Origin of the sequence: Butyrivibrio sp. MC2013 (assembly GCF_000424585.1) — a bacterium.
Classification (GTDB): domain Bacteria; phylum Bacillota; class Clostridia; order Lachnospirales; family Lachnospiraceae; genus Butyrivibrio.
The window spans coordinates 1-26,323 of the sequence record NZ_AUKE01000030.1; the positions used below are offsets into that span (position 1 = coordinate 1).

A 26,323-nucleotide genomic window follows, 5' to 3' on the forward strand; every position below is an offset into this window, starting at 1 on the left:
GAATTACTCTTGTTAAGCAGAAGGAGAATTATTCAAGTCAGACCAGTCCTTTAATGCCTTGTGTTGATAAAATAAACGCAGATAAGCATAATCGTGTCAAGCGTGGACTTTACAGAGATGGTTTATATTCCTGGAATGCAGATTGCGTAGGGGCATATAATATCCTCAGATTATTTTTGGCCAAACAAAAAATAGACGTAAGATTAAACCCTACGTCTATTAAAGAGCCTTTCATTTCAAAAGTAGCTGCGTAAAAAACAGTACTGGTGTTATGGACGCACCCAAGACCTACACGGCGTCAGCCGTGCGCACTTGATGCTCGGTAATTCAATTACCGAGTAGTTCACGATAAAATTCTTTCGTTGAAGGAGTTTGCAATGCAGATAAAGCTTAATGAAAACATAAAGAAGTACCGAAAGAGCATGAATCTGACCCAGGAAGAACTGGCAGAAGCCTTTGGAGTTACTGTTGGAGCTGTATCTAAATGGGAAAGCGGCAGTAATGTGCCGGATATTCTAACTCTTATGCAGCTTGCAGACTTTTTTAGCATATCTGTCGACGTGCTTCTGGGATATAGCATGTCTTCCAAGAACGTCAAAGACATTTCTGACAGACTGGATGCTCTTTTACAAGAGGATAAATATGACGAGGCTATCATTGAGGCAGAAAAAGCGCTGGTCAGATATCCGGGTAACTTTAAGATTCTCACAAGCTGTGCGGACACATACCATATCGTTTCATCGATGAAAGATTTGAAGGATTATCGGGACAAAGCAATCGAACTTTATGAGTCGTCTCTTCGCTACATTTCACAGAGTGACAAACCGGATCAGGAAACCTTTAGCATTAAATATCGCATCGCAACATTAAAAGGGCGTGATAACCCTGAGAAATCACTTGAGGAGTTTAAAAAGATAAATTTTCAGGGTATAGCAGACATCAATATTGCCAATATTTTAAGAATGATGGGCAAGCCTGAGGAAGCAATGGAGACTTACACAAGAGTTCTGGTCTCAATTCTGGTAAAGAACTTGGAGTTTTCTATAGGAATGTTTATGGTACTGGTTTCTATGGACAAAACGAAGGCATACAAGGAAGCTGGTGAGATTATGGATTGGTATATGACTATAGTAGATGCTACCAGCATTGATAGGAGCAAGAACAGCTATCTTTCCAAGATGAAGATCATGGGGCTTGTCTTTAAGTCATTGGTTCTTTCCTGTCTCAAAAAGGATGATGAAATGAAAACCTGCATCGATACAGCCTTAGAAATAGCAAAGCAGTACGACAAAAATCCTTCAAATGATTTTGCCGGAAAGATCAAATTCTGGCATGGAAGTAAGGATTATCACATTTCTCTATATGATGCATTTGGTGTAGGTGCTGTGGCAGGAATTGATAATCTCTTTAATATGGGACCTAAGGTGCTGCCTCCTAAGGTCATAAAAAAGATGGAAGCAGCGTTTGAATACTGGAATAGCGTAAAATAGACTGATTGGCGTGATAATAGAGAGGGTCATATTGAGGCAGAAATGCTTCAATATGGCTTTTTATTTTGTCTGAAAAAATGTATGATTATTCATGAGTTATCAGAAATTATGACCAGGAGGAGTTTGTATGAACGCAAGGGAGTATTTGGAAATTTTACATATTGCTGAGAGGCTCAAGGATACGCCTCGTCACTGTACTACAACTAAAAGAAGAACGGAGAGTGTGGCAGAGCACAGCTGGCGGATTTCGCTCATGGCATTTCTTCTTAAGCATGAATTTGAAGATGTGGATATAAATAAAGTTGTAGATATGTGTCTCATTCATGATCTTGGCGAGTGCTTTACCGGTGATATTCCGACATTTATAAAGACTGATTCAGATAGAGAGGTTGAGGATTCTCTTTTGAACCAGTGGGTTAAATCACTTCCGGAGGAACTATCCGGGGAAATAGCTGCTCTTTATAAAGAGATGGATGCTCAAGAAACTAAGGAAGCTAAGCTATACAAGTCATTGGATAAACTGGAGGCTTTGATCCAACACAATGAGTCTCCAATCGATACCTGGTCTGAAAATGAATACGAACTTAATAAGACTTACGCATTTGATACAGTTGCTTTTTCAGAATGGCTTACTGAGCTGAGGAAAGCCATTCTTGAAGATACATTGGAAAAGATCAAGAAGGAAGGACAGTAATATGCTGGTTGTTTTAGAAGGATAAGGAGAGATCAGGACATAGCTCTTGGAAGATAAATTGCCACGGAGGTGAAAAGTTTGATATTACACAGCCGACTCTCTCTCATCACATGAAGATACTTGTGGATTCGGGCTTGGTTAAAGACAGGAAAGAAGGTAAGTGGCACTACTATTCAATAAACACGGACATCATGAAAGAATTCTGTGGTTTTATAAAAACTCTCTGTAATGAAACCACCGGCAAGTGCTGTAAGGGAGAACCGTAATGTGGAACTTTATTCAGACTCAGGTCTTAGGGATGAAGTGGCTGAACACTTTGAGCGCGGTAAAACAAATAGCTTGGATTAATAGAAACGAAAGGCGTATAGACCATATGGCTTATACGTCTTTTTCTTTTGTCTAAAATGTAAAAAAGATCTTGTCTTTGTTACATGATGATATCAATTGCACCTTATACATCAGAAAATGCAACTTATGCAAATCTGAAGATGTGAGACAGATTTTTTTGATAAAGTAAAAACATCTTAAGAAAGGGAGTACAAACAAATGAAAAGAAATATAATTGGCAGGGTGGTAAAAATCACATTAGGATTAGTTGCAGTACTGATAGTTATAGGAACTGTTGGAATGGCCAAACTGGTTACTGATGGTGTGTTTTATCAGAATAAAAACAATGATACTCAGGGCAACTCGGTTAAGCAGCTGGCAAAGTACGGATTTGACCTTGACGGCTTTAACGCCGGCAATCAGGGCAAAGAGATTTCTGTTACAGCAGAGGATGGCAATGTTGTTCCCGGAACCTTTTTTGATATGGACAGCGATAAGTGTGTAGTACTTGTGCACGGAGCAGGTGGCGACAGAGTAAGCACATATCCTCTTGCACAGCAGTATATCGAAAGAGGTTATAACGTAGTTGCTTTTGATGACAGAGGTCATGGATTAAATCCGGATGATAAGGTAACCTTTGGGATTCATGAGCTCCGTGATATAAAGGCGCTTGTAAGGTATGCCAGAGAAGAACTCGGAAGCTCAGAGGTTATTGTTCATGGACAGTCAATGGGGGCACAGGCCACAGCAATTTATGCATCGAACGTAGCAACCGGAACAGTAGAAGCAGCAGATGCAGTTATCTGTGACAGTCCTGTTCCGGGAATGGAATATATGATCAGAAGCGTGATTGCGGATGATGATCCGGAGGAAATGGAGTCATTTGTGACATCCTATCTTACAGAAGCAGGTAAGCTATATTCAAAGATTTTTTATCGCATCAACTGGAATGATGGTGATACAATCAAGGTTGTAGAAAATGATCAGCTGCCTACACTCATATTTGTTTCACAAAAGGATACAGTCTGCCTTCCTGAAAAGGTTGAGGAAGTATATGAAAATGTTGGCAGCTCAGAAAAGAGCATTGCTTATGTAAACAGTGCACATATCGAAGGAGTTATAGATGATCCGGATGGATATATGGAATATGTTGAAACTTTCCTTGCCGGTGCCGGATTGTAAAAGTAAGTATGAAGTTAAACCTGTTCGAAGACAAGAATAATACAAATGAGCATGTGGATCTGTATTTTTCAAATATGCGACCACAGATAAAACAGATAATAGATATAGTGCAGTCCGAGAGAATATCTCTTTCGGGAAGACCTGCGGATGATGATCTTGACGATGGAGAAGAGATACTGCTCGACCCCCAAAGAGATATATTATCTGGACTATGTGGACAGAAAACTTTTTATGTACACCGGGACCGGAGTCTATCGTATTATGAAAACACTCGCCGAGTGTGAGGAGCTCCTTTGGAACTATGGATTTGTGAGAGTTTCCAAGTCTAATCTCATAAACATTTTCAGGATAAAACAGTTAAAGCCTGATCTTAATATGAAGGTTTATGCTTATTTTGATAATGGTGAGAGGATCTGTGTCAACAGAAGCTACAAGAAGGAATTTGACCAGTACCTTCAGAAAATGCGGAGAATGGTATAGTGAAAGAATATTTTAAGAATTTAGCCTTAATGATTTTTATGTCATACACATTGGTTTCTGTTTCTACTGCCATAATCAACATTATTTTTGGCGGTCAGACAAATAATATGAATGAGCTGATGATGTTTGTCATTTGTATCATAGCCTCTGTTGTTTTATCGCTTCATAGGCTCTTTGACAGTATAAGCCCACTGGCTATGATGGTCATCCAATATCTGTTAGCGTGTGTACTGATAGCAGTAATGCTTTTTATCGTGAGCCAATTTGACACTATAACTATACAAGGATGGCTGGATCTATACCGCTCATTTACGATTCCATATGTGATTCTTGCAGGGGTATATTACTACAGTGTGTTTGCTGATACAAAGAAAGAGGACAGCATAATTAAGGATTTACAGAAACGGGCCGGATGATTGCCGGGGCGATAGCCTGTATAAATAAAATAATCAAGATAACCCACCACCTTTAGGTGGTGGGAATATCTTGATTACGGGTGCGGGGTTATAAGCCCCGTACCCGTAGAACTGCGTCAGCAGTGATTTTATAACGAGCAAAAGCGAAGCGTTTGCGAGTTTAACATTGATTCATTTCAATTTCCCGGAGTGGAAAATGAAGAAAAGTTGTGGCTGGCAGGAGTAAGAGAAAGGTTGGCAAAAGATGGAAGCGATAGAAGCTATTTTAACAAGAAGAAGTACCAGAAGATATTCCGGAGAAATGCCGGAAAGAGCGCTTGTGGAAAAAGTGATCGAAGCAGGCAGATATGCCCCCAGCGGCGGGAATAACCAGACTACCCACTTCATGGTTTTTTCAGATGCCGAAATCCTTTCTGACATGGCGGGATTAGTCTGCAAAGAGTTTGCAGAAATGGAAATCACTGAGGGTATGTACTCTTCCTTGAAGAATTCGATAAATGCGGCAAAGAAAGGCGGATATATATTCCACTACGGAGCACCTGTTTTTATAGTTACAGCCAATAAAAAAGGTTATGGTAATGCTCTGGCAGACAGTGCCTGTGCACTGGAAAATATGATGATAGCAGCCAATGCTCTTGACATGGGCTCATGTTGGATCAACCAGCTCCACTGGCTCGATGAAAATGAGGCTGTGCGGAACTTCATGTATAAGTATGGTCTTAGGGAAGATGAAACGATAACCGGAGGCCTGATATTGGGATATTCTGAGGCAGGAGAGCCAATCAGGGACCCGCTTGAGAGAAATGGTAATCCGGTAACCTGGGTAGAAAAGTAAGGGTATGAAGATATATTTTGCAAGACACGGGCAAACAGATTGGAATATTCAAAGGAAAGTACAGGGCACAACTGATATTCCGTTGAATGAAAATGGTATCAGGCAGGCTCAGGAGCTGTGCAAGAACCTGGAGGACAGGAAGATCTCTTTTGAAAAGATATACACAAGCTACCAGACTTTGCCCTTGGGGCAGGCATTAAACTCATGTTTGTAATCTGGTTTGGATTTTTTGGGGACTATCATTAGACACGAGGAGAACTAAGTATGAAAATGGGTAGCAGTAATGACAAAGACGCAGTACAGGAACAGTACGCGTCATCTAAAAGCCTTGATATCAGGCTGAATTTCCACAATATGTATTCAACCAACAGGATGGGCTTTGGTCCCTGGCTTGTATCAAATTATGAGATAACAGAGGGTATGAAGGTTCTTGAAATTGGCACTGGAACAGGTAGCATGTGGGTTGGACACGACGATCTCATAACAAAGTGCGATAAGATTGTTCTTTCTGACTTTTCTGAAGGCATGCTTGAGACTGCCAAGAAGAATGTAGGAGAGCGAGAGAATGTAGAGTATAAGCAGATTAATGTTCAGAACATCCCTTATGAAGATAGCTCTTTTGACATTGTAATTGCTAACATGATGCTCTATCACGTACCTGACATAAATAAAGCAGTTAGTGAGATTAGAAGAGTTCTTAAGGACGAAGGCGTTTTCTATAATGTTCTGTACTATGGCGATTTTGATATTATTGGCAACTTATCATCGCAGTCCATAAATTATTATCCTATGATGTATGGAAGGAGTATATCAGCGCTTGATAGAGATAAAATATGCTTTTCCTGTGGCAAAATATATAGGGAATGTGATTTATCTGTTGCGGTTGTGGATACTAGTATATACACTAATAATTCTATTGCATTTGAACCTACTGTTGATATGGCTGTAATTGCTTCATGTATCAGGACGGATTCCAACGAACCTTTTTGGGATAATAAAAGAAAAAATACAAATAAAAAAGATCTTAGGGATCCGTTAAATCACAAAGACCTGGATAAGGTTTTAAACACATTTGGATTAACAAAGAATGATATTACAGACCTTAATTGTTCTTGATAATCTAAAACTTTGATACTACAGGCTGCTGGCCTATACTTATGAGATCGGGAAAACCTATTTGCCCGGAGACGCGGCAGATAGTGCTAAAATAATAGTATAAAAATACAACTGGGAGGATCTTTTCATTTTAAGGCCTTTGCGTATAACATGTATTTTGTGAAGATAATCAAAGAGAAAAGTGCTGTAGCTATGAGTTGAGAGGGAGTTATGAAGGAAGCATATTTTGCAGGCGGATGCTTTTGGTGCGTTACGCCTATCTATAAGATGTACGGTGTTGATAAGGTAGTATGCGGCTATGCCGGTGGTGATGAAGTAAATCCCAGCTATGAAGAGGTCAAGCAGCAAAAGACCGGGCACAGGGAGACTATAAAGCTGGTCTATGATCCTGATAAGGTGACATATGACAAGCTGCTGGACATCTATTTTGCCAATGTGGATCCTTTTGATAGCGAGGGACAGTTCATAGACAAGGGCTTCTCCTATACTCTGGCTATTTTCTACATGACTGAGGAAGAAAAGGCAAAGGCTGAGTCCAGGATAGAGGAGCTTGAAAAGTCGTCGGGGAAGAAAACTTATGTGGAAGTCATCCCCTATAAGAATTTCTATGAAGCAGAAGAATATCATCAGGATTACTATCTCAAAAACCCGGAAGCGTTTGAGAAGGAACTGATAGAATCAGGGAGAAAGTGAATCCTCCCAATGACTCACAGAGGAAGAACATGTCTGATAAAGAGCTGATGCAAAAATATGAAGAGCTAAAAGATTACTTGAGGTCCCTGGGTAGCCTTGCTGTTGCCTTTTCAGGAGGGGTTGATTCTACATTTCTTCTCTATGCTGCAAAAGAGGCCCTTGGAGATAATATGATGGCAGTGACTGCTACTGCCTCGTTTATCCCTGGGAGGGAGTCATCTGAAGCGGCGCAGTATTGCAAAGAGATGGGAATCAGGCAGGAGATGGCGAACATTGACAGTTCCTCTATAGAGGGCTTTGATGATAATCCTCCGGACAGGTGCTATATATGCAAGAAGGCCATCTTTCGTCTTTTTAAGGAAATGGCAGATAAGGCCGGGATGAAAGAGGTGGCTGAAGGCTCTAATCTTGATGATAACGGAGATTACAGACCGGGTCTTAAGGCTATCTCTGAGCTTTCTATTAAGAGTCCTCTTAGGGAAATAGGCTTTAGCAAGGAGGAGATACGCATACTATCCAAAAAGCTGGGAATACCTACCTGGAGTAAGCCATCCTATGCATGCCTTGCCAGCAGGTTCCCTTATGGGGAAAAGATCACCGGCGAGAAACTTGATATGGTAGATAAGGGTGAGCAGCTCCTTCTTGATATGGGCTTTCATCAGATGAGAGTACGTATCCATGGTAAGGTTGCCAGGATAGAGCTTGCGCCTGATGAATTTAGTCGTATGCTGGAAGTAGATGTCAGGGACAGAATTTATAATGGCTTTAGAGAGATAGGCTTTGAATATGTGAGCCTGGACCTTAAAGGCTACCGCACAGGAAGCATGAATGAGACACTTAAATTGAAAGACTGCAAGATGCCATGATTCTTATAGGTGATTGGAATGGTTTTTTGATGTTGTTATATGACAGTTAATGAGATGATAAATTGACGTTTTATAGGGAGGAGAAAATAATGGGTTGGAATGAAGTTTTAGGCTTTATTGAGGATAAGTGGGTGATCATCAGTGCAATTGTAGCTGCAGTAGTGCCTGTAATGTCGTTGATTCCAAGATATGTGAGAGCATTAAATAAAAGTAGGATAGAATTATTGCTATCTGGTGAAGACGAGATTTTAAAAAATGGTATAGCTTCTTTTGTGGTTATGACTATGGTTATTGGATTGAGTCATGCTTTTGCAGTAAATATGAGTTTGATCATCGGGAAGAATGATGATACTAATTTGTTTATAATTTGTTTAATGTGTGGTCTTACATTTCTGTGGATGATAATAAATTCAATAGTGGTTTGGATATATGGCAAGACAATAAAAGCTAAAAACAGTAACTCTGTTAATCGAGATATTAAAGAAATTAGAAAATTGCTGTCTCCATTAAAGGATCGTGTGATATTTCTATCAAAAATAATATTAGGGAAAGCTTCAAATGTGTGGTCATGGATTGTTTCGATAAGTTTAAAGATTGGGCATGCATTGTCCAGTATTCCTCTTGTTAAGTACGTATTTAAAGTTATCTATTTCTTGGGAAGGTGGACCATTATAATTATTGCCAGGTTAACTAAACTGCTTGTACTGATTTTTAAGGTTTCCTTTAAATTTTTTATTGGATATGACAAGTGTCGAGATCTCGATAATAATAATTTGCTTATGAAAAGACAAAAAGCAATAAATCGTTTAAATGATACATTGTTTGTCTTGTGTATGCTTATTTTTATGGCCATAACAACATATATGTTTTCGTCAAAAAATGTCATTATTATTAAGTTGTGGATGAAAGTTGTCATAATTGTTACAATGTCCATTTTTGAGGTTGTTTTATCTAAGATATTATTACATGAGAATGAACGTGGTAAATTTGGAATCAGATTAGAAATGAATAGCCAAGAGCCATTATATATATATTCAAGGCTAAATGACGATCTGCTGTATTGCGGCGATAGAATAAATCAATATAAGGCTAAATGTAGATTGATAAAGTTTGAGTCATTGCTTGAAAATGATTCTTTGTTATCTATGGAATTAAAGGAAATATCTGAAGATGTTGAAACAACAAATAGCGTTGTTGATAGAGTTGCTTGTTTTCAGACGGCAAAGGATCATACATCATAACAGATATTTCAATGGGTATTATCTGTGCCTTAAAGGTGTCACATTTAATCGTGGAAATGTTTAACAAAGAAGGTGATGCATCATGAAGATTATTAATCTGATCGAGAATACAGAAGGTGCAGCAGGCTGCTCGGCAGCTCATGGTTTGTCATTTTACATAGAGACCCCTATGCACAGGCTTCTCATGGACCTCGGGCCTTCATCGGCTACTCTTGATAATGCTGTAGCTCTTGGCATTGATCTGTCTAATGTGGATACAGTGATCCTCAGCCACGGACATTATGATCATTCCGGCGGTATCATGCCCTTTGCAGAGGTTAATGACCGGGCTGTCATATACATGCAGAGATCAGCCCTCGGGGAATATTATTCTGTACATGTAGAGGAAACACAGGACTCTAAAACTAATGATCATAACTATACTGATGAGCATCTGTCTGCTAGTTGTAGATATATAGGCATAGATAAGTCTATAGCTGAGCTTAAAGGGCTTAGACTCCTTGACGGCGACTACAGGATAGATGATGAACTATCAGTATTTGTGATAGATGAGAGAGTAGAGGATATCCCTTTTACCAATGCCAGACTGAAGGTGAAGAGAGGTGACATCTATGAGCAGGACGATTTCTCACATGAAGAGGCCCTGGTCATAAGCGCTGAAGGCAAGAATATCCTCCTGTCAGGCTGTGCTCATAATGGTATGATAAATATACTGGAAGTATATAGGCGCAAATACGGTGGAGATCCTGATATAGCCATAAGCGGTTTCCACCTGGTCAAGAAAAGCGAATATACAGGATCAGAGCTCTCTGAGATAAGGAACATTGCAGAGAGACTGATGAAATATAATACAAAGTTTTATACCTGCCATTGTACCGGGCTGATCGCCTTTGACATTATGAGAGAAATAATGGGTGATAAGCTGGACTATATCCATACAGGTGGCAGGATATTTTAGCTGCAAAAGAAATGCTCATAACTTTAAAGGCCCTAAAGATCATAAAGGGTTCTGATTGCATTGCATGTCCGAAAATTCTTGCTTGACATATACCCCTCTGGGGTATATTATTTTGCTACAAGATATACCCCGCAGGGGTATACTCGTGCTATATGATATGAATCTTTGAGAGAAGATATTTACATTGAGATATCTTTTTGAAGGTGCATATTGAAACTGATAAATATTGCCGCCGGATAATAGGAGGTTAAGACATGGCTGAGAACTGCCAGGATTATGATATGAATAAAGATGATGCTGACCAGTGTCCCTACTGCTCAGGTAAGCACAAGGAGCGAGATGAGAAATATAAGAGAGATCTGATGAACAGGCTAAAGCGTATTGAGGGCCAGGTCAGAGGTGTAGAGGGAATGCTGGAAAATGGAGCCTACTGCACAGATGTACTCATACAGGTATCCGCCATCACTTCTGCTCTTAACAGCTTTAACAAGGCTCTGCTGGCAGATCATATGAAGACCTGTGTGGCGGAGAATATCAGAAATGGCAATGACGAAGTAATAGATGAGCTTGTACTGACCCTTCAGAAGCTCATGAAGTGATAGATGAGCCGGTGATAATGTTACACAAGCTCATGAAATGATATGTCTGATAAAGGTGAGATATATGGAACAATATAATGTAACAGGAATGAGCTGTGCTGCCTGCCAGGCCACAGTAGAAAAGGCAGTTAATAAGGTTGACGGTGTTAAGAGCTGTTCAGTGAGCCTTCTTACCAATTCCATGGGAGTAGAAGGTGATGCGAATCCTGCAGATATCATAAGAGCCATAGAGTCAGCAGGCTATGGTGCCAGTCTAAAGGGTGCTAAGGCTCACGGAACTACTACCGCCATTGAGGGAGGGGATCCTCTAAAGGATACCGAGACACCAAGGATGAGGAAGAGGCTTATAGCATCTATAGTGCTCCTCATACCACTCTTGTATGTGACCATGGGACATATGCTCTTTGCCTGGCCTCTTCCTTCTTTTCTTGATGGCAATCATATGGCCATGGGACTATATGAGCTTCTCATATCAGCTATGGTCATGGTGATCAATCAGAAGTTTTTTATAAGCGGCTTTAAGGGACTCATTCGCAGAGCTCCCAATATGGATACACTGGTGGCTCTGGGAGCTACGGCTTCTTTTAGCTACAGTGTATTTGCCCTTTTTGCTATGTCATCTGCTGTCCTTGAGGGTGACAGCGCTGCAGTAAGCTATTATATGGACCAGTTCTACTTTGAATCCGCGGCTATGATACTGACTCTGATCACTCTGGGCAAGATGCTTGAAGCCAGGTCCAAGGGCAAGACTACAGACGCTCTTAAGTCTCTGATGAAGCTGGCTCCGGGGACCGCTACCCTTAAGAGAGATGGCAGTGAGATAGAAGTGCCCATTGAAGAAGTAAGAGTAGGCGATCTCTTCATAGTGCGTCCCGGTGACAGCATACCCGTAGACGGTTATGTCATAGAGGGAGAGAGCGCTGTAAATGAAGCAGCTCTCACAGGAGAGAGCGTACCCGTAGATAAAACTGTGGGAGACAGAGTCTCTGCAGCTACTGTCAACAGTTCAGGCTATATGGTATGTGAGGCATCCGCTGTGGGCGAGGATACTACCCTTGCTGCTATTATCCGTATGGTAAGTGATGCCGCAGCTACCAAGGCCCCCATTGCCAAGATCGCTGACAGGGTATCAGGCATATTTGTACCTGCAGTCATTATCATAGCTCTTATTACCTTTGCTATATGGATGCTTGTTGGCCAGACATTTCCTTATGCCATGGCAAGAGCTGTATCAGTGCTGGTCATCAGCTGCCCCTGTGCGCTGGGCCTTGCAACGCCTGTAGCTATCATGGTGGGCAATGGAGTGGCTGCCAGGACAGGCATATTATTCAAGACAGCTCAGTCTCTGGAGCAGGCAGGTAAGACCAGAATCATGGCTCTGGACAAGACAGGTACCATTACCAGCGGCGAGATGCAGGTAACTGATATCATCCCCGTAGGAGATATCAGTGAAACCAGAGTCCTCACAATGGCATATGCTCTTGAGAGTAAGAGTGAACATCCCATATCAGGAGCTATAGTCAAATATGCCATGGATAAGGGAATAGAGCTTAGTCAGACCAGTGATTTTGAAGTGGCATCGGGTAACGGTCTTAAGGCCAGACTAGACGGCCATGAGATCATAGCAGGTAATGAGGCATATGTCTCAAAATATATAGATGCCGTTGATATCCTTGAAGAAAAGGCAGCAGGCGGTTCTCGTGATATATCAGGCACGGACGCCGGCTCCGGATCAGAGTTATCCCGTCAGATAAAGGCTCTGGCCCGGGAGGGCAAGACCCCTATCCTCCTTGCTATGGACAAAAAGATCATAGGTATCATAGCAGTAGCTGATACTATCAAGGAAGATTCCAAAGAAGCTATAGACAGCCTAAAGGCTATGGGTATACATACTGTCATGCTCACAGGCGACAATGAGATAACAGCCAGGGCTATTGCTGATAAAGTAGGCGTGGACGAGGTTGTGGCTTCTGTAAAGCCGGACGGCAAGGAAGCTGTTATCAAGGAGCTGATGCAGCACGGCGAAGTAACTATGGTGGGAGATGGCATAAATGATGCTCCTGCCCTTACAAGAGCTGATATGGGCATAGCTATCGGCGCAGGTACCGATATAGCCATAGATGCTGCAGATGTAGTGCTCATGAAGAGCAGCCTTATGGATCTGGCAGCTGCTATCAGAATATCCAGAGCTACACTCAGGAATATCAAGGAGAATTTGTTCTGGGCGTTCTTTTACAACATCATAGGCATCCCCCTTGCGGCGGGAGCTTATGTGGCAGTCTTTGGATGGACCTTGAATCCCATGTTCGGCGCTGCAGCCATGGGGCTATCCAGCTTCTGCGTGGTATCCAATGCCCTGAGGCTGGGTCTTATCAAGGTATATGATAAGAGAAGAGACAGGATGATAAAGGATCCCGTAAAGGGAGATCTGATCATAAATACAGTTGATGATTCAAAAGGAAAGGAAGACAAAGAAATGAAGATCACAGTAAAAGGTATGATGTGCGCACATTGCGAGGCTCATGTTAAGAAGGCTCTTGAAGCCATTGACGGTATTGAGAGTGCCAGCGCAAACCATGAGGAAAACCTGGTAACTATTGACGCCGCCGGTGATGTAGATGAGAGCCTTATAAAGGCTGCTGTTGAAGAAGCCGGCTATGAATATGCAGGTATCATTGACTAAAACAGGGAATATCAGTCCATCAAATAATTCAAAATGATTCTTTTTTTAAAAGCCTTCTGTGTCGATAAATAAACATGGAAGGCTTTTATTGTATCTAATGATCCGCTGATCATAGAGGAAAGGAGAGCAGATCATTGAGGGATCATTTCCTGAAAAATCATGAGGGCAATATCCTTCGAGTGATATCTATTGTACTGGGTATCACTTTTAATACTGTGCTTTCTTATCTTTCGTATCAGCTCAGTCTCCCGGTGCGCTTTGACAGTATAGCTACGGTCATAGTAACGTCCATGGGAGGCCTCTATTCCGGTATTGCGACAGCTGTGTTGACAGGCTTACTTTCGACCCTTTTTAACAAGGAGGCTGTTTATTTTGGCATAGTCGGAGTGTTATTCGTTATTCTGACATTCTCTCTGACCAGCAAAAAGCTCCTGAATAAGCCCGGTTATATAATTGGCTATATTGTCTGTGCAGGCTTTATCAGCGGTATCAGTTCATCCTTCGTACAGTGGCGGCTCTATATGGGAGAGGGAGATGCATATGTTGTTGATACTGCATTTGCCATGTCGGACGCAACGGGACTTCCATATATTATCTCATTTGTTTTTTCTAACATACTGGTCAATCTGGGTGACAAAGGATTATGTATCCTCATTGCCCTTTTGATACTTCATTACATTCCGGAAAAAATACAGATTCTGATACGGAACAGTGGATGGAGGCAGAAGCCATTAACAGGTGAAGAGGTCAAGCTCTTTTCTATTACTGAGCACAAGGTGAGATTTTCCTTGAGATTCAGGACTATGCTCATCCAATTGTGGACTATGCTGCTCCTGGTGGTGATGATGGGCTTTGTGGGAATCAGACTGTATTTTGAAAATGCTATCAGTGAAAAGACTGAGATAGCAAGAAATGCGGTCATCTTTGCATCTACTCTCATCGACCCTGACAGGATTGATGAGTATATGGAAATAGGAGAGATCACACCCGGCTACAAAGAGACAGAGGATATGCTCTATCACATCAGAGATGCGGCAGCAGGCGTGGAATATCTTTATGTCTTTCAGGTCAAAGAAAAGGGCATGACCTATATTTTTGATCTTGATTCGGGAACGGATTATGAAGAATATACTGCCCAGGGGGATGAGGTTGGATATGACCCCGGGACATTTACGCCTATTGATGAAGAACTGATTCCTTATCTGGATGATCTACTTAATGGCAGGGAGCTGCCTGCAATAGAATCCAGGACAGCTTTTAACTGGTTTGTATCTACCTACTATCCCGTGATAGATGACAGTGGTAAATGCGTATGCTACTGCGGAGCTGATGCTTCTATTGACTATATATCAGATTACCTGCTCAATTTTGTGCTCCATGTTTTCTGGATCATGCTGGGGATCATAGCGATGATCCTGACTTATGGTATCAGAGCGATAGACTATTTTCTCGTATTTCCTATATATGGCATGGTGAGTCGGATGATGGATCTCACACAGTCGGTGGGTAACCAAAGCAAATCCGACGAGGCTGTTAAAAAGCTTCGTAAGCTTGATATCCATACCGGAGATGAGATAGAGAAGCTATATGACGAGATATGCAGTTTTGCCATGCATGGTTCTGAAGCTATGCGCAGTATCAGGCGCTATTCCAATGATACTCTTAAAATGCAGGATGGCCTCATCATGACAATGGCAGATATGGTGGAGAACAGGGATAGTGATTCCCTCTATCACATCCAGAAGACTTCTGCTTATGTGAAGATCATATTGGAGAGCCTCTACAAAAAAGGCTATTATGCCGAGAAGATCAGCCAAAAGTATATAGATGATGTAGTCAGGAGTGCGCCGCTTCACGATATAGGCAAGATAAGGGTGCCTGATCAAATACTTCAGAAAAAGCACAAGCTTGGTGAAGAGGAAAACGAGATATTACGTGCTCATACCACGGCAGGTAAGGAGATATTGGAGAAGGCTATTGATGCAATAGGTGAAGCTGATTATCTCAAGGAAGCAAGGAATATGGCTGCCTATCATCATGAACACTGGGATGGCAATGGCTATCCTGAGGGACTTCACGGTCAGGTGATCCCTTTGTCTGCCAGGGTTATGGCTGTTGCAGACAGGCTAGATACCTTGACATCTGTAAGGCAGGGCAAGAAGCTCTGCACTTTAGAGGAGGCTCTTTCAAATATAAAGGAGCTCTCGGGCAGCAGGTTTGACCCAAAGATTGTGGAAGCGGCCCTGGATGCCGCACCGGAACTTGAGATCATTCTCAACAAATACAAGGATATGAGTTTATAGCTTGGAGGATATTGGTGGATAAGCGTAGTCCAAAGGCAGCAATATATACAGTTATTGCACTGGCAGCAGCTCTTTTCATGATGCTGCTTCCTTTGAGTGCCTCTGCTCACGATTATGGCGGCGGATACGCTGTGACCAAGCAGTTGCCCGGAGTAGGCTACACTGCTGAAGTATATGATGCATCCAATGGACTGCCTACTTCAGATGCCATGAATATACTGGCAGCTTCAGATGGTCATATCTGGATAGGCGGCTACAGCGGAGTGATACGTTATGATGGCTCAAAGTTTGAAAGACTGGATACTTCCACAGGCCTTACCAGTGCCAGAGTGCTTTTTGAAGACAGTAAGGGCAGGATATGGGTAGGAACCAATGACAATGGCGTGGTTGTCATAGATCATAATGAGTATACACATCTGTCCTATGAGAGCGAACTGCCTGCTTCATCCATACGTACCTTTGAAGAAGATGGCGAAGGTAATGTCTTTATAGGCACTACCTCAGGAATATGCTATGCAGATCCTGATATGAACATACACCTTGTTTCCAATAATCTTTTGGACAAAGAGCGTATACTCAAAATGGATTATGACAATAACGGTATTATATATGGTCAGACAGGTAACGGGTATCTTTTTACCATCAAAAATTGCAAGGTTACCAAGATCTATACCAGCAGTAACCTTGGCATTGAGGAAGCTTCAACTATAATGGTGGATCCTGTTAACGAGGGCATGATCTATATAGGGACCGAGGGAAGCGTGGTCTATCATGGCACCTTTGGTCAGAGAGCAGCCCAGATGGAGACTATATCTGTGGCTCCCCTGGAGGGTATATATTGCATAAGCTATGAGTGCGGAAGGGTATGGATATCTTCTCTTAGGAGCATAGGCTATCTTGATGCGCTCAATAAATTTACCCTTATATCAGGACTGCCCTTTGACAGCGGAATAGAAATGATGACTTCTGATTATCAGGGTAATATGTGGTTTGCATCATCAACCCAAGGCGTGATGAAGCTGGTGAGCAATAACTTCCTGGATTATAACAAGTATCTCATGCTGCCCGGAGATGTTACCAACGCAGTGTGCATTCATAACGGATATATTTATATAGGCACAGATAACGGCCTTATGGTGATCAGGCAAAAGGATGGTATCCAGGTCATAAATGAACTGGCCAAATATCTGACAGGCACCAGGATACGCTGTATCAAGGCAGATAATAAGGGCAATCTGTGGATTGCCTGCTTTAATAATGATCTGGGCCTTGTTTGCTATGATTCAAACAGTAAGATCAAAAATTATACTCGCAAAAACGGCATGCCTGATAACCAGGTCAGGAGCATATATATAAGCTCTGATAATAAAATACTGGCTGGTACCAATGGCGGCCTTGCAGTGCTCAAAGACGGCGGTTTTCTAAAGACTGTAGGTGCCAATGATGGAATGAAGAATACAGTACTGCTCACCGTTTCTGAATACGAGGATGGGAGCTATCTGGTAGGTACTGATGGAGACGGCCTATACAAGATCGATAAGAAAGGCCTCACCAGGCTTGGGCGCGAAGATGGCCTCACCAGTGATGTTGTGATGAGGATAGTCAAGGATGATGAGAGAGGTGTATACTGGCTGGTCACATCTAATTCTATTGAGTATATAAAGGATGGCAGGATAAGGGAGATAAGCTCTTTTCCTTACAACAACAATTACGATATCTACCTTCAGGATAATGGACTGGCCTGGATCCTTTCTTCGTATGGCATATATGAAGTAAAGATAGAAGATATGCTGAATGATTCTATATCGGATTACAGGCTTTTTACTGTGGAAAACGGTATGCCTTATGCCATTACCAGTAATTCCTACAGTGCCATTGATGAGGATGGATATATATATATTGCCGGACGAGACGGCGTGATCAAGGCGGATATCGCAAATGGACTGGACTATGATGATACTCTTCTGACAGATATCAATGCTGTCTATTGTGATGATGAGAGGATATATCCCGGTGAAAATGGAATATATATGATCCCTGCATCAGATGGACGTATAGAGATAGATGCATCTGTAATGGACTATTCAATGATGAATCCCACGGTCCATGTTTATCTGGAAGGACTAAGGGATGAAGGAATCACAGTTCCCAGGAGTCAGCTGACAAGCCTTGATTACACAAGGCTCCCTTATGGCAATTATCTGCTGCATATACAGATTCTGGATAAGGTATCCGACAGTATCTTGCAGGATGATGTATATTCACTTATCAAACGCCCCAGATTTACTGAGCTTTTGATTGTGAGACTGGCATTTATGGCCATGGTGATACTGCTGGCAGGCTTTATAGTATGGAGATTCATGAAATCTACAGTTGTCAGCCGTCAGTATGAAGAGATCAGGCTTGCCAAAGAAGAAGCTGAGAATGCAAATAAGGCCAAAACCAGGTTCCTGGCTAATATGTCTCATGAGATCCGTACTCCCATAAATACCATTATGGGCATGAATGAGATGATCATGAGAGAGAACGCTTCAGGCGTACCCAAAGGCTACTACCTTGCTATGTTTAATTATTCCATGGACATACGCAATGCTTCGGAAGCACTCCTTAGCCTTGTTAATGATCTCCTGGATATGTCCAAGATGGAATCAGGCAAGATGCACCTGGTAGAACAGGATTATGACAGCGTGGATATGCTAAGGTCTATTGTTGCTATGATCAGACCCAGAAGTACAGAAAAAGAGCTGGGCTTTGATGTGGTCATAGATGAGATATTGCCGGTTAAATTCTATGGTGACAGTGGCAAGATCAAGCAGATAGTACTTAATCTTTTGACTAATGCTGTCAAATATACAGCCAAGGGCGGAATATGTCTTACAGTATCTATGGATGAGAGACAGGATGATAAGGCGGTAGTTCGTTTCTCAGTCAAAGATACGGGTATGGGTGTCAGGCAGGAGGATATGGACAAACTCTTTGCAGCCTATGAGAGATTGGACGAAGAGAAGAACAGTAATATCCAGGGTACCGGCCTTGGTCTTGATATATCCAGAAGGTTTGCGGAGCTTATGGGCGGCAGACTCTGGTGCGAGAGTGTATACGGAGAAGGCTCTGATTTTATCTTTACACTGACTCAGAAGATCGTAGATGACAGTCCTCTTGGTATATTCAAAGAAAGGGAAGAGACATCTTCAAGCGGTCAGTATATACCAAAGTTTGTGGCTCCCGATGCGGATATCCTGGTTGTGGATGATAATAGCATGAACCTCAATGTCATCAAGGGACTGTTGAAGGCAACAAGGGTATTTGTGACCACATCTACCAGCGGCGAGGATGCTCTTGAGAAGATCAAGGTAAATGACTATGATCTGGTATTTTTGGATCATATGATGCCCGGAATGGATGGTATAGAGACTGTGGCAGAGATCAGAAAGACCCATCCGGACCTTCCTGTCTATGCCCTTACCGCCAATGCTACTGCAGGTGAGGAATTCTACAAATCCAAAGGCTTTAACGGTTATCTGGCAAAGCCCATAGAGACTCAGAAGCTGGAAGAGACCATCATGAAGCACCTGCCTGAAGAGAAGATGGAAAAGCCGGGCGCTGAAGATGTGGTAACAGAGCTTGATGAGATGCCTGAAAATATGTTCTGGATATATGAGACTGAGGGTATATCTGCAGATGAAGGTATCAGGAATTCCGGCGGCATCTCCAATTATATCTACTCGCTGAATCTCTTCCTGGATACCATTGATGAAAATTATAAGGTTATAAGCGATTCCTACGAAAGCGATAATATAAGGCTCTATACTATCAAGGTACATGCTCTTAAGAGCTCGGCCCGCATCATAGGCGCAATGGAGCTGTCAGAAAAGGCGCTGCAATTGGAGGATGCAGGCAACAGAAAAGACAAGGCTTATATAGATGCGCATACTACGGAGCTGCTGGAGGATTATCTTGCTTATAAAGATAAATTAAAGAATCTGAAAGAGAACAATAAGAAATCCCAAAATCTGCCGAAAATATCAGAAGAAGACCTGAAGGATGCCTATGAGGCTCTCCGCGATGTTATCCCTCAGATGGATTATGATTCCGTAGAGATGATATTGGAGCAGCTCTCTGAGTATAGGCTGCCTGATGAAGATGAAGAACGTATAGAAGAGCTGGATAAACTCCTTAAGCTCTTTGACTGGGAAACAATGGAAGAACTGATAAACAAGTCCGACGTTTAATATGTCCGGTTTTCTTTGCAGGCACTGCGAACTGCGCAGAGCATGGAGGAATGAGATGACCAATAAGAGGATACTTTTTACCGGAGAAAAAGAATCATTTATTGCCAGGGTCCTGATCAAAAAAGTGCAGGAGGCGCGCATAGACTGCGAATTTGTGCCCTGCACTGTCAATGCTCTTGGAGACAAGCTGGATGAAGTACAGCTCATAGCTCTCTACATGGAAGATGGCTATGGGATAGCTGAAGATGTACTCCATTTTTTGACGGATACACTTGAAGAAAAAGGAGGCATGCTCATTCTCATAGGTGAAGCTACAGAGCTTAAATTCGTACATGAGAGAGTGCCTGATGAGCTGATATATTATGTTTTTTCAAGGCCTGTTGATAATGCTCAGTTTGTGTCTACTGTCTCTGACTTTTTTACCAAGATGGACTCCGGTGAGTTTAAAAAGAGCATCCTTATAGTGGATGATGATCCTCAGTATCTGAATCTGGTAAGGCAGTGGCTAAAGGGAACCTATAAGGTATTTATGGCTAACTCCGGTCTCCAGGCTATTAAGTTCCTGGGCAAAAACAAGGTGGACCTGATCCTTTTGGATCACGAGATGCCTGTGACCAGCGGCCCTCAGGTGCTGGAGATGTTAAGGAGTGATGAAGAGACCAAGTCCATACCTGTCATGTTCCTCACGGGTAAGAGTGACAAGGAAAGTGTCATGGCGGTGGTGGCCCTTAAGCCCGAAGGCTATTTTCTCAAGAATATTAAGAGTGATGAGCTTTTGGAGAAGCTCAATGAATTCTTTATCCTGCACTATGCCAGATAAAAGGGAGTGAAGATCCAATGTTTGACTTTATCAGAAGATACCAACTGGATATAATGCTGGCCCTTTCTGCGACCTGTGCTACATTTGCCATCCTTCTCTTTTTTACTAAATTTCTCAGCAGGAATAAAAAAAGAGATCTGATTTTGATGGAGTTTATCGCCACTTTTCTTCTCTTCTTTGACCGCATGGCATATATCTACGATGGCGATCTGTCCGCATTTGGTATTGTAATGCACAGGATCAGTAATCTTGTGGTATATCTGATGACTGCGGCTATTGTGCTGGGATTTAATATGTACCTTGAGGACCTTTTGGCAGAAGAGGCCAGAGTTCCCAAGACACCTCTTAGGCTGGTCATTGTAAGATTTGCTACCTCAGCGGAGATGCTGCTTGTCTTTTTGTCCCAGTTTACAGGCTTTTATTATTACTATGATGAATACAATATATATCATAGAGGCCCGGGCTTTGTTCTGGCCTATGTGGTACCTGTTGTCTGTCCTGTCATTCAGTTTACGGTGATAATGCACTATCGAAGGTCATTTAGCCGCATTGTCTATATTTCCCTTAGCTCTTTTATTTTCGTGCCCATAGCAGTAGGTATACTGCAGATCTTTACCTTTGGAATATCCATAGTCAATATCTCGCTGGTTTTTGTATCCATTCTCCTTTATATCTTTGCATATCTTGATCTGAACAGAAATGTGGAAATCTCTCATCAGAATGAAAAGGTAGAGCTGGAAAAGGAAAAGTTCAGGATGAAAAAGCTCTTTGACCAGTGTGCCAATGCTTTTATGTCAGCAGTTGAAGGCAGGAAGAGCTATGCTCCGGGGCATTCGGGGAGAGTTGCGAGGCTTGCCAGAAAGCTGGCGGAAAGTATGGGCAAGGATCCCCGGGAATGTGATGATGTGTATTATGCAGCACTCCTCCACGACATAGGCATGATGGCTATGCCTGACAGTGTACTCAAAAGAGAAGATGATCTGACTATTGAAGAATATGAGCTGCTAAAACAAAAGCCCATAGAGGGGGCCAGGATACTATCTTCGATAACGGAATATCCCGCACTTGGTGAAAGCGTGATAGCCAGTAAAGAGCGATATGATGGTAAGGGCTATCCGAAGGGCCTTAAGGGCAGCGATATCCCGGAGATATCAAGGATCGTAGCTATATGTGATGCCTATGACAGCATGATGATGCCGGTTGGTTACAGTGATGCTCTGCCTTATCAGTATGTAAGAGAGGAGATAGTCAAGCAGACCGGCAGCGAATTTGATCCTGAGATATCGGAATCCTTTTTGAAACTCATGGATGAAGTGAATTTTGACAGGAAAGAGGATGAATTGTCCCATATTGATAAAGAGCTTTTATGTAAAGATTATAAAGGCTCTGTGACTGCGGGAATACCTGTGTCGGTCAATAAGGTAAGGTTATCCTTTAAAGCTGAGCTTAAAGGGAGAGAACATGGCTTATTTTCAGAGCCGGTCCTTATTGTCTTTGATTCTTACGACAGGCATATCCATTCGGACCCCAAGGCTGTTGAAGCCTATCAGTATATAGAGTATGGTGAACTGTGGTTTGACGGACACTTTGTATCCACCGCAGCCAGAAAACTGGAAGTAAGGGTAGCAGAGCCTACAGGGCTCAAAACAACGGAGCATAGCTATATTGTGACAGCTGCCAGATTTGAAGACCATATGTCCCTGATAATGGAGCATGGCGGCCAAAGTCTGGAGGCTGTGATTGCCATGCCCGACAGATCAGGGTCAGTATATCTGGCTCTGACAGGAGAAAATTGCAGAATTTATGATATCGCCGTAGAGCATACCGGTGAAAAGGTGGAGGAAGGAGATATCAGAAAGATCGCATCTGAGATCAATTATACAGGCAGAATGGAAGCAGATCTTCCCAATATCCAGATTGACAATAACAGATCAGCAGCCAGCCAGGGAGTCAGGGTGGAGGATGGACTTCGAATTGATTTCCACAGTATGAGCCTGCCTTCCGCTAATCTGGTATGGCATTGTCCTTATGTAGTCCTCTTTTTCTCCAATGACGGCAGAGTAAATGGAGAGGGCTATCGTGAATATGCCCTTGTCAAGATAAATGGTGAAGCCGGCGGAGTTGATAAGTATACTGATAGCAGCTTCTCCTTGAAGAAAAAAGACGGCTTCCCCGGCTGGAATACATGGAAGGAGAAGTGCAAGGAAGGGATAGAGTGCAGCGTGGCCTTTAAAAAGTCTGGCAGAAAACTGCAGCTGTCTACTGAGAACATGGGACTTAAGCTGGATTATAAATGTGAGATCAGAGACGGTAGTGATACTGTCTATGTGGCTCTTACCGGTGACCAGGTGGCACTTACTGACATTAGGATAAGAGCGTGATCAGAAAAGCTTTTGTTAAAATATACCAAAAAACGTATGCGGATTTAGATAGCTTTTAACGAAAAAAAAATAGGTAATTGCATTCCGGATAACCCTGTGTTAATTTGTATAATATAAAAACGTTTTTATACTGTTTTTGTTATTCAAGAAGTCATGATTCATCAGTATAAAAATGTTTTTTTAAAAAATTTCGATAAAAACGTTTCTAGGGAGCTTGAGATGACAAAAGACAAACTTGGCATACCCATGGAAGGGCTGGCGGATCTTGCTAGAAAAGCAGCCGCTGAAGGTGCGGTACTCTTACGAAATACCGACAAGGTTTTGCCCCTTCGCGGTGGTGAATCCGTAGCCGTCTTTGGAAGATGCCAGATAGAATATTACAGAAGCGGTACAGGCTCTGGCGGAGCCGTAAATGTGGAATACACTACCAACCTGCTGGATTCATTAAAGGACAATCCGGCAGTCAGTGTGGATGAGAAGCTTGAAAAGGTTTACAGAGACTGGCTCATAGATAATCCCTTTGATAACGGCGGAGGCGGCTGGGCAGCAGAGCCCTGGAGCCAGCAGGAGATGCCTGTATCAAGACAGCTTGCAGAGGACGCTGCAAAGAGATCCCATAAGGCAGTGATAGTTATAGGAAGGACTGCAGGCGAAGACAAGGATAACACCTATGCCAAAGGCGCATTTCTCTTGTCAGATACAGAGCAGGAGTTGATAGACAATGTCAGCGAGGCTTTTGGTGATGTGATCATCGTGCTGAACGTTTCCAATGTTATAGATATGAGCTTTGTGGACAAAGCTGCAAGACCTTCTTCCATAAAGGCTATCCTCTATGCATGGCAGGGAGGTATGGAAGGCGGAAGAGGAGCTGCAGATGTGCTGACAGGTCTTGTACCTGCACAGGGCAAGCTCTCAGATACCATTGCTTACAATATTTCCGATTATCCTTCTGATAAGAGCTTTGGAGGCGAGCTTAGTAATATATATCAAGATGATATATATGTAGGCTACAGATATTTTGAGACCTTTAACAAAAAAGCGGTTCGCTATCCCTTCGGATTTGGCCTTAGCTATACAGAGTTTGAAATCAAATCCGCGGACTGCTTTTTTAATAAAGACAGTGAAGAGTTTGTAGTAAAAGCAAACGTTAAGAATATAGGTGATTATAAAGGCAAGGAAGTAGTCCAGATATATATAGAAGGACCACAGACAGGCATAGGCAGGCCTTCAAGAGTACTGGCAGGATTTACAAAGACAAGGCTCCTTGAAGCAGGCGAAGAAGAGGACATTACTATTACAGTTCCTCTTATAAATCTGGCAGTATTTGATGACAGCGGAAAGAGCGGATTTAAGAACGCATATGTAATTGAAGCCGGTGATCATTTCTTCCACCTGGGAAACAGTGTGAGAGATACCAGTGTGATCAAGGTGGACGGCAGTGATTCCTACAAGGTAGATCAGACCTACGCTCTTGTACAATGCGAGGAAGCTCTGGCTCCCGTTACAGCCTTTAAGAGAATGGTAGTTGGACAGCCCATAGAAGACGGTTCTTATCAGGAGGCATATGAAGATGCTCCTCTTAGAGAGACTGATCTTGCAGCAAGGATCAAAGATAGACTTCCAAAGGACCTTGAGATCACAGGTAATAAGGGCCTGACCTTAAAGATGGTCAAAGACGGCAAGTGCAGCATGGAGGATTTCATAGCTCAGCTCTCTGTTAACGACCTGGCTACCATCGCAAGAGGCGAGGGTATGTGTTCCATCAAGGTGACTCCCGGTACAGCATCCTGCTTTGGAGGAGTATCTGACAGACTCTTAGAGTTTGGTATACCCCTTGGCTGCTGTTCTGACGGACCTTCGGGTATCAGAATGGACGGAGGCCTTAAGGCGACTCAGATGCCTATTGGCACGCTTCTGGCCTGCACATTTGACATAGAGCTGATAGAAGAAGCATTTACACTTCTGGGCAAAGAGATGGTGAGAAACAGGATCGATACACTCCTTGGACCCGGAATGAATATACACAGACATCCTCTCTGCGGCAGGAACTTCGAATATTTCAGTGAAGATCCGCTTCTCACCGGCAAGATGGCTGCAGCTATTGTCAGAGGTATTGGTAAGAACGGCGTATTTGCCACCATAAAGCATTTTGCCTGCAACTCTCAGGAGTACAACAGGCACAAGGTTGAGGCAGTCCTGTCCCAGAGGGCACTTAGAGAGATCTACCTTAAGGGATTCGAGATAGCAGTAAGAGAGGGCGGCGCAAGAAGCGTCATGACATCTTACAATCCTGTTAACGGCTATTGGGCAGCATCTAATTATGATCTGACAACTACCCTCCTGAGGAAGGAATGGGGATTTAAGGGACTGGTAATGTCAGACTGGTGGGCCACAATGAATGATGTTATCACTGGCGGCAGCGAAGCAGACCATAGCCGTACCGGAGATATGATCAGGGCTCAGAATGATGTCTACATGGTAGTCAATAACAATGGTGCTGAGATCAATGCCTTTGGTGATGACACTATGGAAGCTCTGGATGCCGGAAGGCTCACTATTGGAGAACTCCAAAGAGGTGCAATGAATCTCTGTGGTGTACTGATGGATATGCCTGCATTTGATCATCTTCAGGAAATGGAACTTAAGATTCCTGAATTTGAAGGGGCAGATGCCGCTGATGGTCATATAGGACCTGTACTCCAGAAGTCCCCCAGGATCATGCTTGATAAAGAGCAGGATATATGGTTCTTCAACGAAGAAGATGCCAGGTTTGGAGTGGTGTCCAACCTGACCTTTAAGAGCAGCGACAGAGCTCAGACAGTCTGTCAGGCTCTGATCAATGGAGAAGAACTGGTAACCTTCCAGACCAATGGCACAGACGGCAGATGGATCAGACAAAAGCTTCTGACTGTAATATTGAAGCGAGGCTGGTACCATTTGCAGCTGAGATTCCCCAAGCCCGGTATGGAAGTTGAGTATCTGGAATTCCTAGAGGAAAAGGATTGAC

The 26,323-nt window shown here is 42.7% G+C and carries 20 protein-coding genes and 1 pseudogene; all 21 read left to right on the plus strand.

Going from position 1 to position 26,323, the window contains the following annotated elements:
* Nucleotides 1–254: pseudogene (locus tag G636_RS20740) on the plus strand (RNA-guided endonuclease InsQ/TnpB family protein); the annotation flags it as partial.
* 123 nt (nucleotides 255–377) lie between these two features.
* Nucleotides 378–1,490, plus strand: coding sequence for a helix-turn-helix domain-containing protein (locus tag G636_RS19735; RefSeq protein WP_051227028.1), 1,113 nt, complete (start codon nucleotides 378–380; stop codon nucleotides 1,488–1,490).
* A 127-nt stretch (nucleotides 1,491–1,617) separates the two neighbouring features.
* Nucleotides 1,618–2,184, plus strand: a complete 567-nt coding sequence (locus G636_RS0113310) for an HD domain-containing protein (RefSeq protein ID WP_026508458.1) — start codon at nucleotides 1,618–1,620, stop codon at nucleotides 2,182–2,184.
* Nucleotides 2,185–2,294: 110 nt separating this feature from the next.
* Nucleotides 2,295–2,450 (plus strand): helix-turn-helix domain-containing protein, encoded by a 156-nt coding sequence (locus G636_RS20040; RefSeq protein WP_081668470.1) that lies wholly within the window; start codon nucleotides 2,295–2,297, stop codon nucleotides 2,448–2,450.
* Between the two features lie 280 nt (nucleotides 2,451–2,730).
* On the plus strand, nucleotides 2,731–3,693 hold the full coding sequence (locus G636_RS0113320; protein WP_026508459.1) for an alpha/beta hydrolase: 963 nt from the start codon (nucleotides 2,731–2,733) through the stop codon (nucleotides 3,691–3,693).
* Nucleotides 3,694–3,840: 147 nt separating this feature from the next.
* A complete protein-coding gene (locus G636_RS0113325) occupies nucleotides 3,841–4,173 on the plus strand; it encodes a LytTR family DNA-binding domain-containing protein (protein WP_026508460.1) in 333 nt (110 codons plus the stop codon).
* A complete protein-coding gene (locus G636_RS0113330) occupies nucleotides 4,173–4,589 on the plus strand; it encodes a DUF6608 family protein (protein ID WP_026508461.1) in 417 nt (138 codons plus the stop codon). The genes G636_RS0113325 and G636_RS0113330 overlap by 1 nt, the downstream gene beginning before the upstream one ends.
* A gap of 244 nt (nucleotides 4,590–4,833) precedes the next feature.
* Nucleotides 4,834–5,424 carry a nitroreductase family protein gene (locus G636_RS0113335; RefSeq protein WP_026508462.1) on the plus strand — a complete coding sequence of 197 codons (591 nt, stop codon included), beginning with the start codon at nucleotides 4,834–4,836 and terminating at the stop codon, nucleotides 5,422–5,424.
* 4 nt (nucleotides 5,425–5,428) lie between these two features.
* Entirely contained in the window at nucleotides 5,429–5,638 is a 210-nt protein-coding gene (locus G636_RS0113340; protein ID WP_026508463.1) for a phosphoglycerate mutase family protein, read from the plus strand.
* A gap of 50 nt (nucleotides 5,639–5,688) precedes the next feature.
* The gene (locus tag G636_RS19740; protein WP_051227029.1) at nucleotides 5,689–6,540 is read left to right on the plus strand and encodes a class I SAM-dependent methyltransferase; all 852 of its coding nucleotides are present in this window, start codon (nucleotides 5,689–5,691) and stop codon (nucleotides 6,538–6,540) included.
* Between the two features lie 210 nt (nucleotides 6,541–6,750).
* Nucleotides 6,751–7,233 carry a peptide-methionine (S)-S-oxide reductase MsrA gene (gene msrA / locus G636_RS18615; RefSeq protein WP_035779706.1) on the plus strand — a complete coding sequence of 161 codons (483 nt, stop codon included), beginning with the start codon at nucleotides 6,751–6,753 and terminating at the stop codon, nucleotides 7,231–7,233.
* 29 nt (nucleotides 7,234–7,262) lie between these two features.
* A complete protein-coding gene (larE, locus tag G636_RS0113355) occupies nucleotides 7,263–8,099 on the plus strand; it encodes an ATP-dependent sacrificial sulfur transferase LarE (protein WP_026508464.1) in 837 nt (278 codons plus the stop codon).
* Between the two features lie 89 nt (nucleotides 8,100–8,188).
* Nucleotides 8,189–9,340 (plus strand): hypothetical protein, encoded by a 1,152-nt coding sequence (locus tag G636_RS0113360; protein ID WP_026508465.1) that lies wholly within the window; start codon nucleotides 8,189–8,191, stop codon nucleotides 9,338–9,340.
* 82 nt (nucleotides 9,341–9,422) lie between these two features.
* Nucleotides 9,423–10,298 carry an MBL fold metallo-hydrolase gene (locus G636_RS0113365; RefSeq protein WP_026508466.1) on the plus strand — a complete coding sequence of 292 codons (876 nt, stop codon included), beginning with the start codon at nucleotides 9,423–9,425 and terminating at the stop codon, nucleotides 10,296–10,298.
* A gap of 254 nt (nucleotides 10,299–10,552) precedes the next feature.
* Complete coding sequence (locus G636_RS0113370; protein WP_330363990.1) at nucleotides 10,553–10,897, plus strand: metal-sensing transcriptional repressor; 345 nt, start codon at nucleotides 10,553–10,555, stop codon at nucleotides 10,895–10,897.
* Between the two features lie 64 nt (nucleotides 10,898–10,961).
* Nucleotides 10,962–13,580, plus strand: a complete 2,619-nt coding sequence (locus G636_RS0113375; protein ID WP_026508468.1) for a heavy metal translocating P-type ATPase — start codon at nucleotides 10,962–10,964, stop codon at nucleotides 13,578–13,580.
* A gap of 134 nt (nucleotides 13,581–13,714) precedes the next feature.
* The gene (locus G636_RS0113380) at nucleotides 13,715–15,883 is read left to right on the plus strand and encodes an HD-GYP domain-containing protein (protein ID WP_026508469.1); all 2,169 of its coding nucleotides are present in this window, start codon (nucleotides 13,715–13,717) and stop codon (nucleotides 15,881–15,883) included.
* A gap of 14 nt (nucleotides 15,884–15,897) precedes the next feature.
* Nucleotides 15,898–20,115 (plus strand): hybrid sensor histidine kinase/response regulator, encoded by a 4,218-nt coding sequence (locus G636_RS18620; RefSeq protein ID WP_242826974.1) that lies wholly within the window; start codon nucleotides 15,898–15,900, stop codon nucleotides 20,113–20,115.
* A 55-nt stretch (nucleotides 20,116–20,170) separates the two neighbouring features.
* A complete protein-coding gene (locus tag G636_RS0113390; protein ID WP_035779708.1) occupies nucleotides 20,171–20,935 on the plus strand; it encodes a response regulator in 765 nt (254 codons plus the stop codon).
* Nucleotides 20,936–20,952: 17 nt separating this feature from the next.
* Nucleotides 20,953–23,316 carry an HD-GYP domain-containing protein gene (locus G636_RS0113395; protein WP_026508471.1) on the plus strand — a complete coding sequence of 788 codons (2,364 nt, stop codon included), beginning with the start codon at nucleotides 20,953–20,955 and terminating at the stop codon, nucleotides 23,314–23,316.
* Between the two features lie 219 nt (nucleotides 23,317–23,535).
* Nucleotides 23,536–26,322 (plus strand): glycoside hydrolase family 3 protein, encoded by a 2,787-nt coding sequence (locus tag G636_RS0113400; protein ID WP_026508472.1) that lies wholly within the window; start codon nucleotides 23,536–23,538, stop codon nucleotides 26,320–26,322.
* The last annotated feature ends 1 nt before the right edge of the window (nucleotide 26,323 follow it).

Bases quoted from the DNA above. Each gene is read 5' to 3' on its own strand.
- G636_RS0113320 (WP_026508459.1), top strand. From the start codon at position 2,731: ATGAAAAGAAATATAATTGGCAGGGTGGTAAAAATCACATTAGGATTA.
- G636_RS0113360 (WP_026508465.1), top strand. From the start codon at position 8,189: ATGGGTTGGAATGAAGTTTTAGGCTTTATTGAGGATAAGTGGGTGATC.
- G636_RS19740 (WP_051227029.1), top strand. From the start codon at position 5,689: ATGAAAATGGGTAGCAGTAATGACAAAGACGCAGTACAGGAACAGTAC.
- G636_RS0113375 (WP_026508468.1), top strand. From the start codon at position 10,962: ATGGAACAATATAATGTAACAGGAATGAGCTGTGCTGCCTGCCAGGCC.
- G636_RS0113365 (WP_026508466.1), top strand. From the start codon at position 9,423: ATGAAGATTATTAATCTGATCGAGAATACAGAAGGTGCAGCAGGCTGC.
- msrA (WP_035779706.1), top strand. From the start codon at position 6,751: ATGAAGGAAGCATATTTTGCAGGCGGATGCTTTTGGTGCGTTACGCCT.
- G636_RS0113370 (WP_330363990.1), top strand. From the start codon at position 10,553: ATGGCTGAGAACTGCCAGGATTATGATATGAATAAAGATGATGCTGAC.
- G636_RS0113325 (WP_026508460.1), top strand. From the start codon at position 3,841: ATGATGATCTTGACGATGGAGAAGAGATACTGCTCGACCCCCAAAGAG.
- G636_RS0113400 (WP_026508472.1), top strand. From the start codon at position 23,536: ATGACAAAAGACAAACTTGGCATACCCATGGAAGGGCTGGCGGATCTT.
- G636_RS0113340 (WP_026508463.1), top strand. From the start codon at position 5,429: ATGAAGATATATTTTGCAAGACACGGGCAAACAGATTGGAATATTCAA.
- G636_RS0113310 (WP_026508458.1), top strand. From the start codon at position 1,618: ATGAACGCAAGGGAGTATTTGGAAATTTTACATATTGCTGAGAGGCTC.
- larE (WP_026508464.1), top strand. From the start codon at position 7,263: ATGTCTGATAAAGAGCTGATGCAAAAATATGAAGAGCTAAAAGATTAC.
- G636_RS20040 (WP_081668470.1), top strand. From the start codon at position 2,295: ATGAAGATACTTGTGGATTCGGGCTTGGTTAAAGACAGGAAAGAAGGT.
- G636_RS0113390 (WP_035779708.1), top strand. From the start codon at position 20,171: ATGACCAATAAGAGGATACTTTTTACCGGAGAAAAAGAATCATTTATT.
- G636_RS0113395 (WP_026508471.1), top strand. From the start codon at position 20,953: ATGTTTGACTTTATCAGAAGATACCAACTGGATATAATGCTGGCCCTT.
- G636_RS0113335 (WP_026508462.1), top strand. From the start codon at position 4,834: ATGGAAGCGATAGAAGCTATTTTAACAAGAAGAAGTACCAGAAGATAT.
- G636_RS19735 (WP_051227028.1), top strand. From the start codon at position 378: ATGCAGATAAAGCTTAATGAAAACATAAAGAAGTACCGAAAGAGCATG.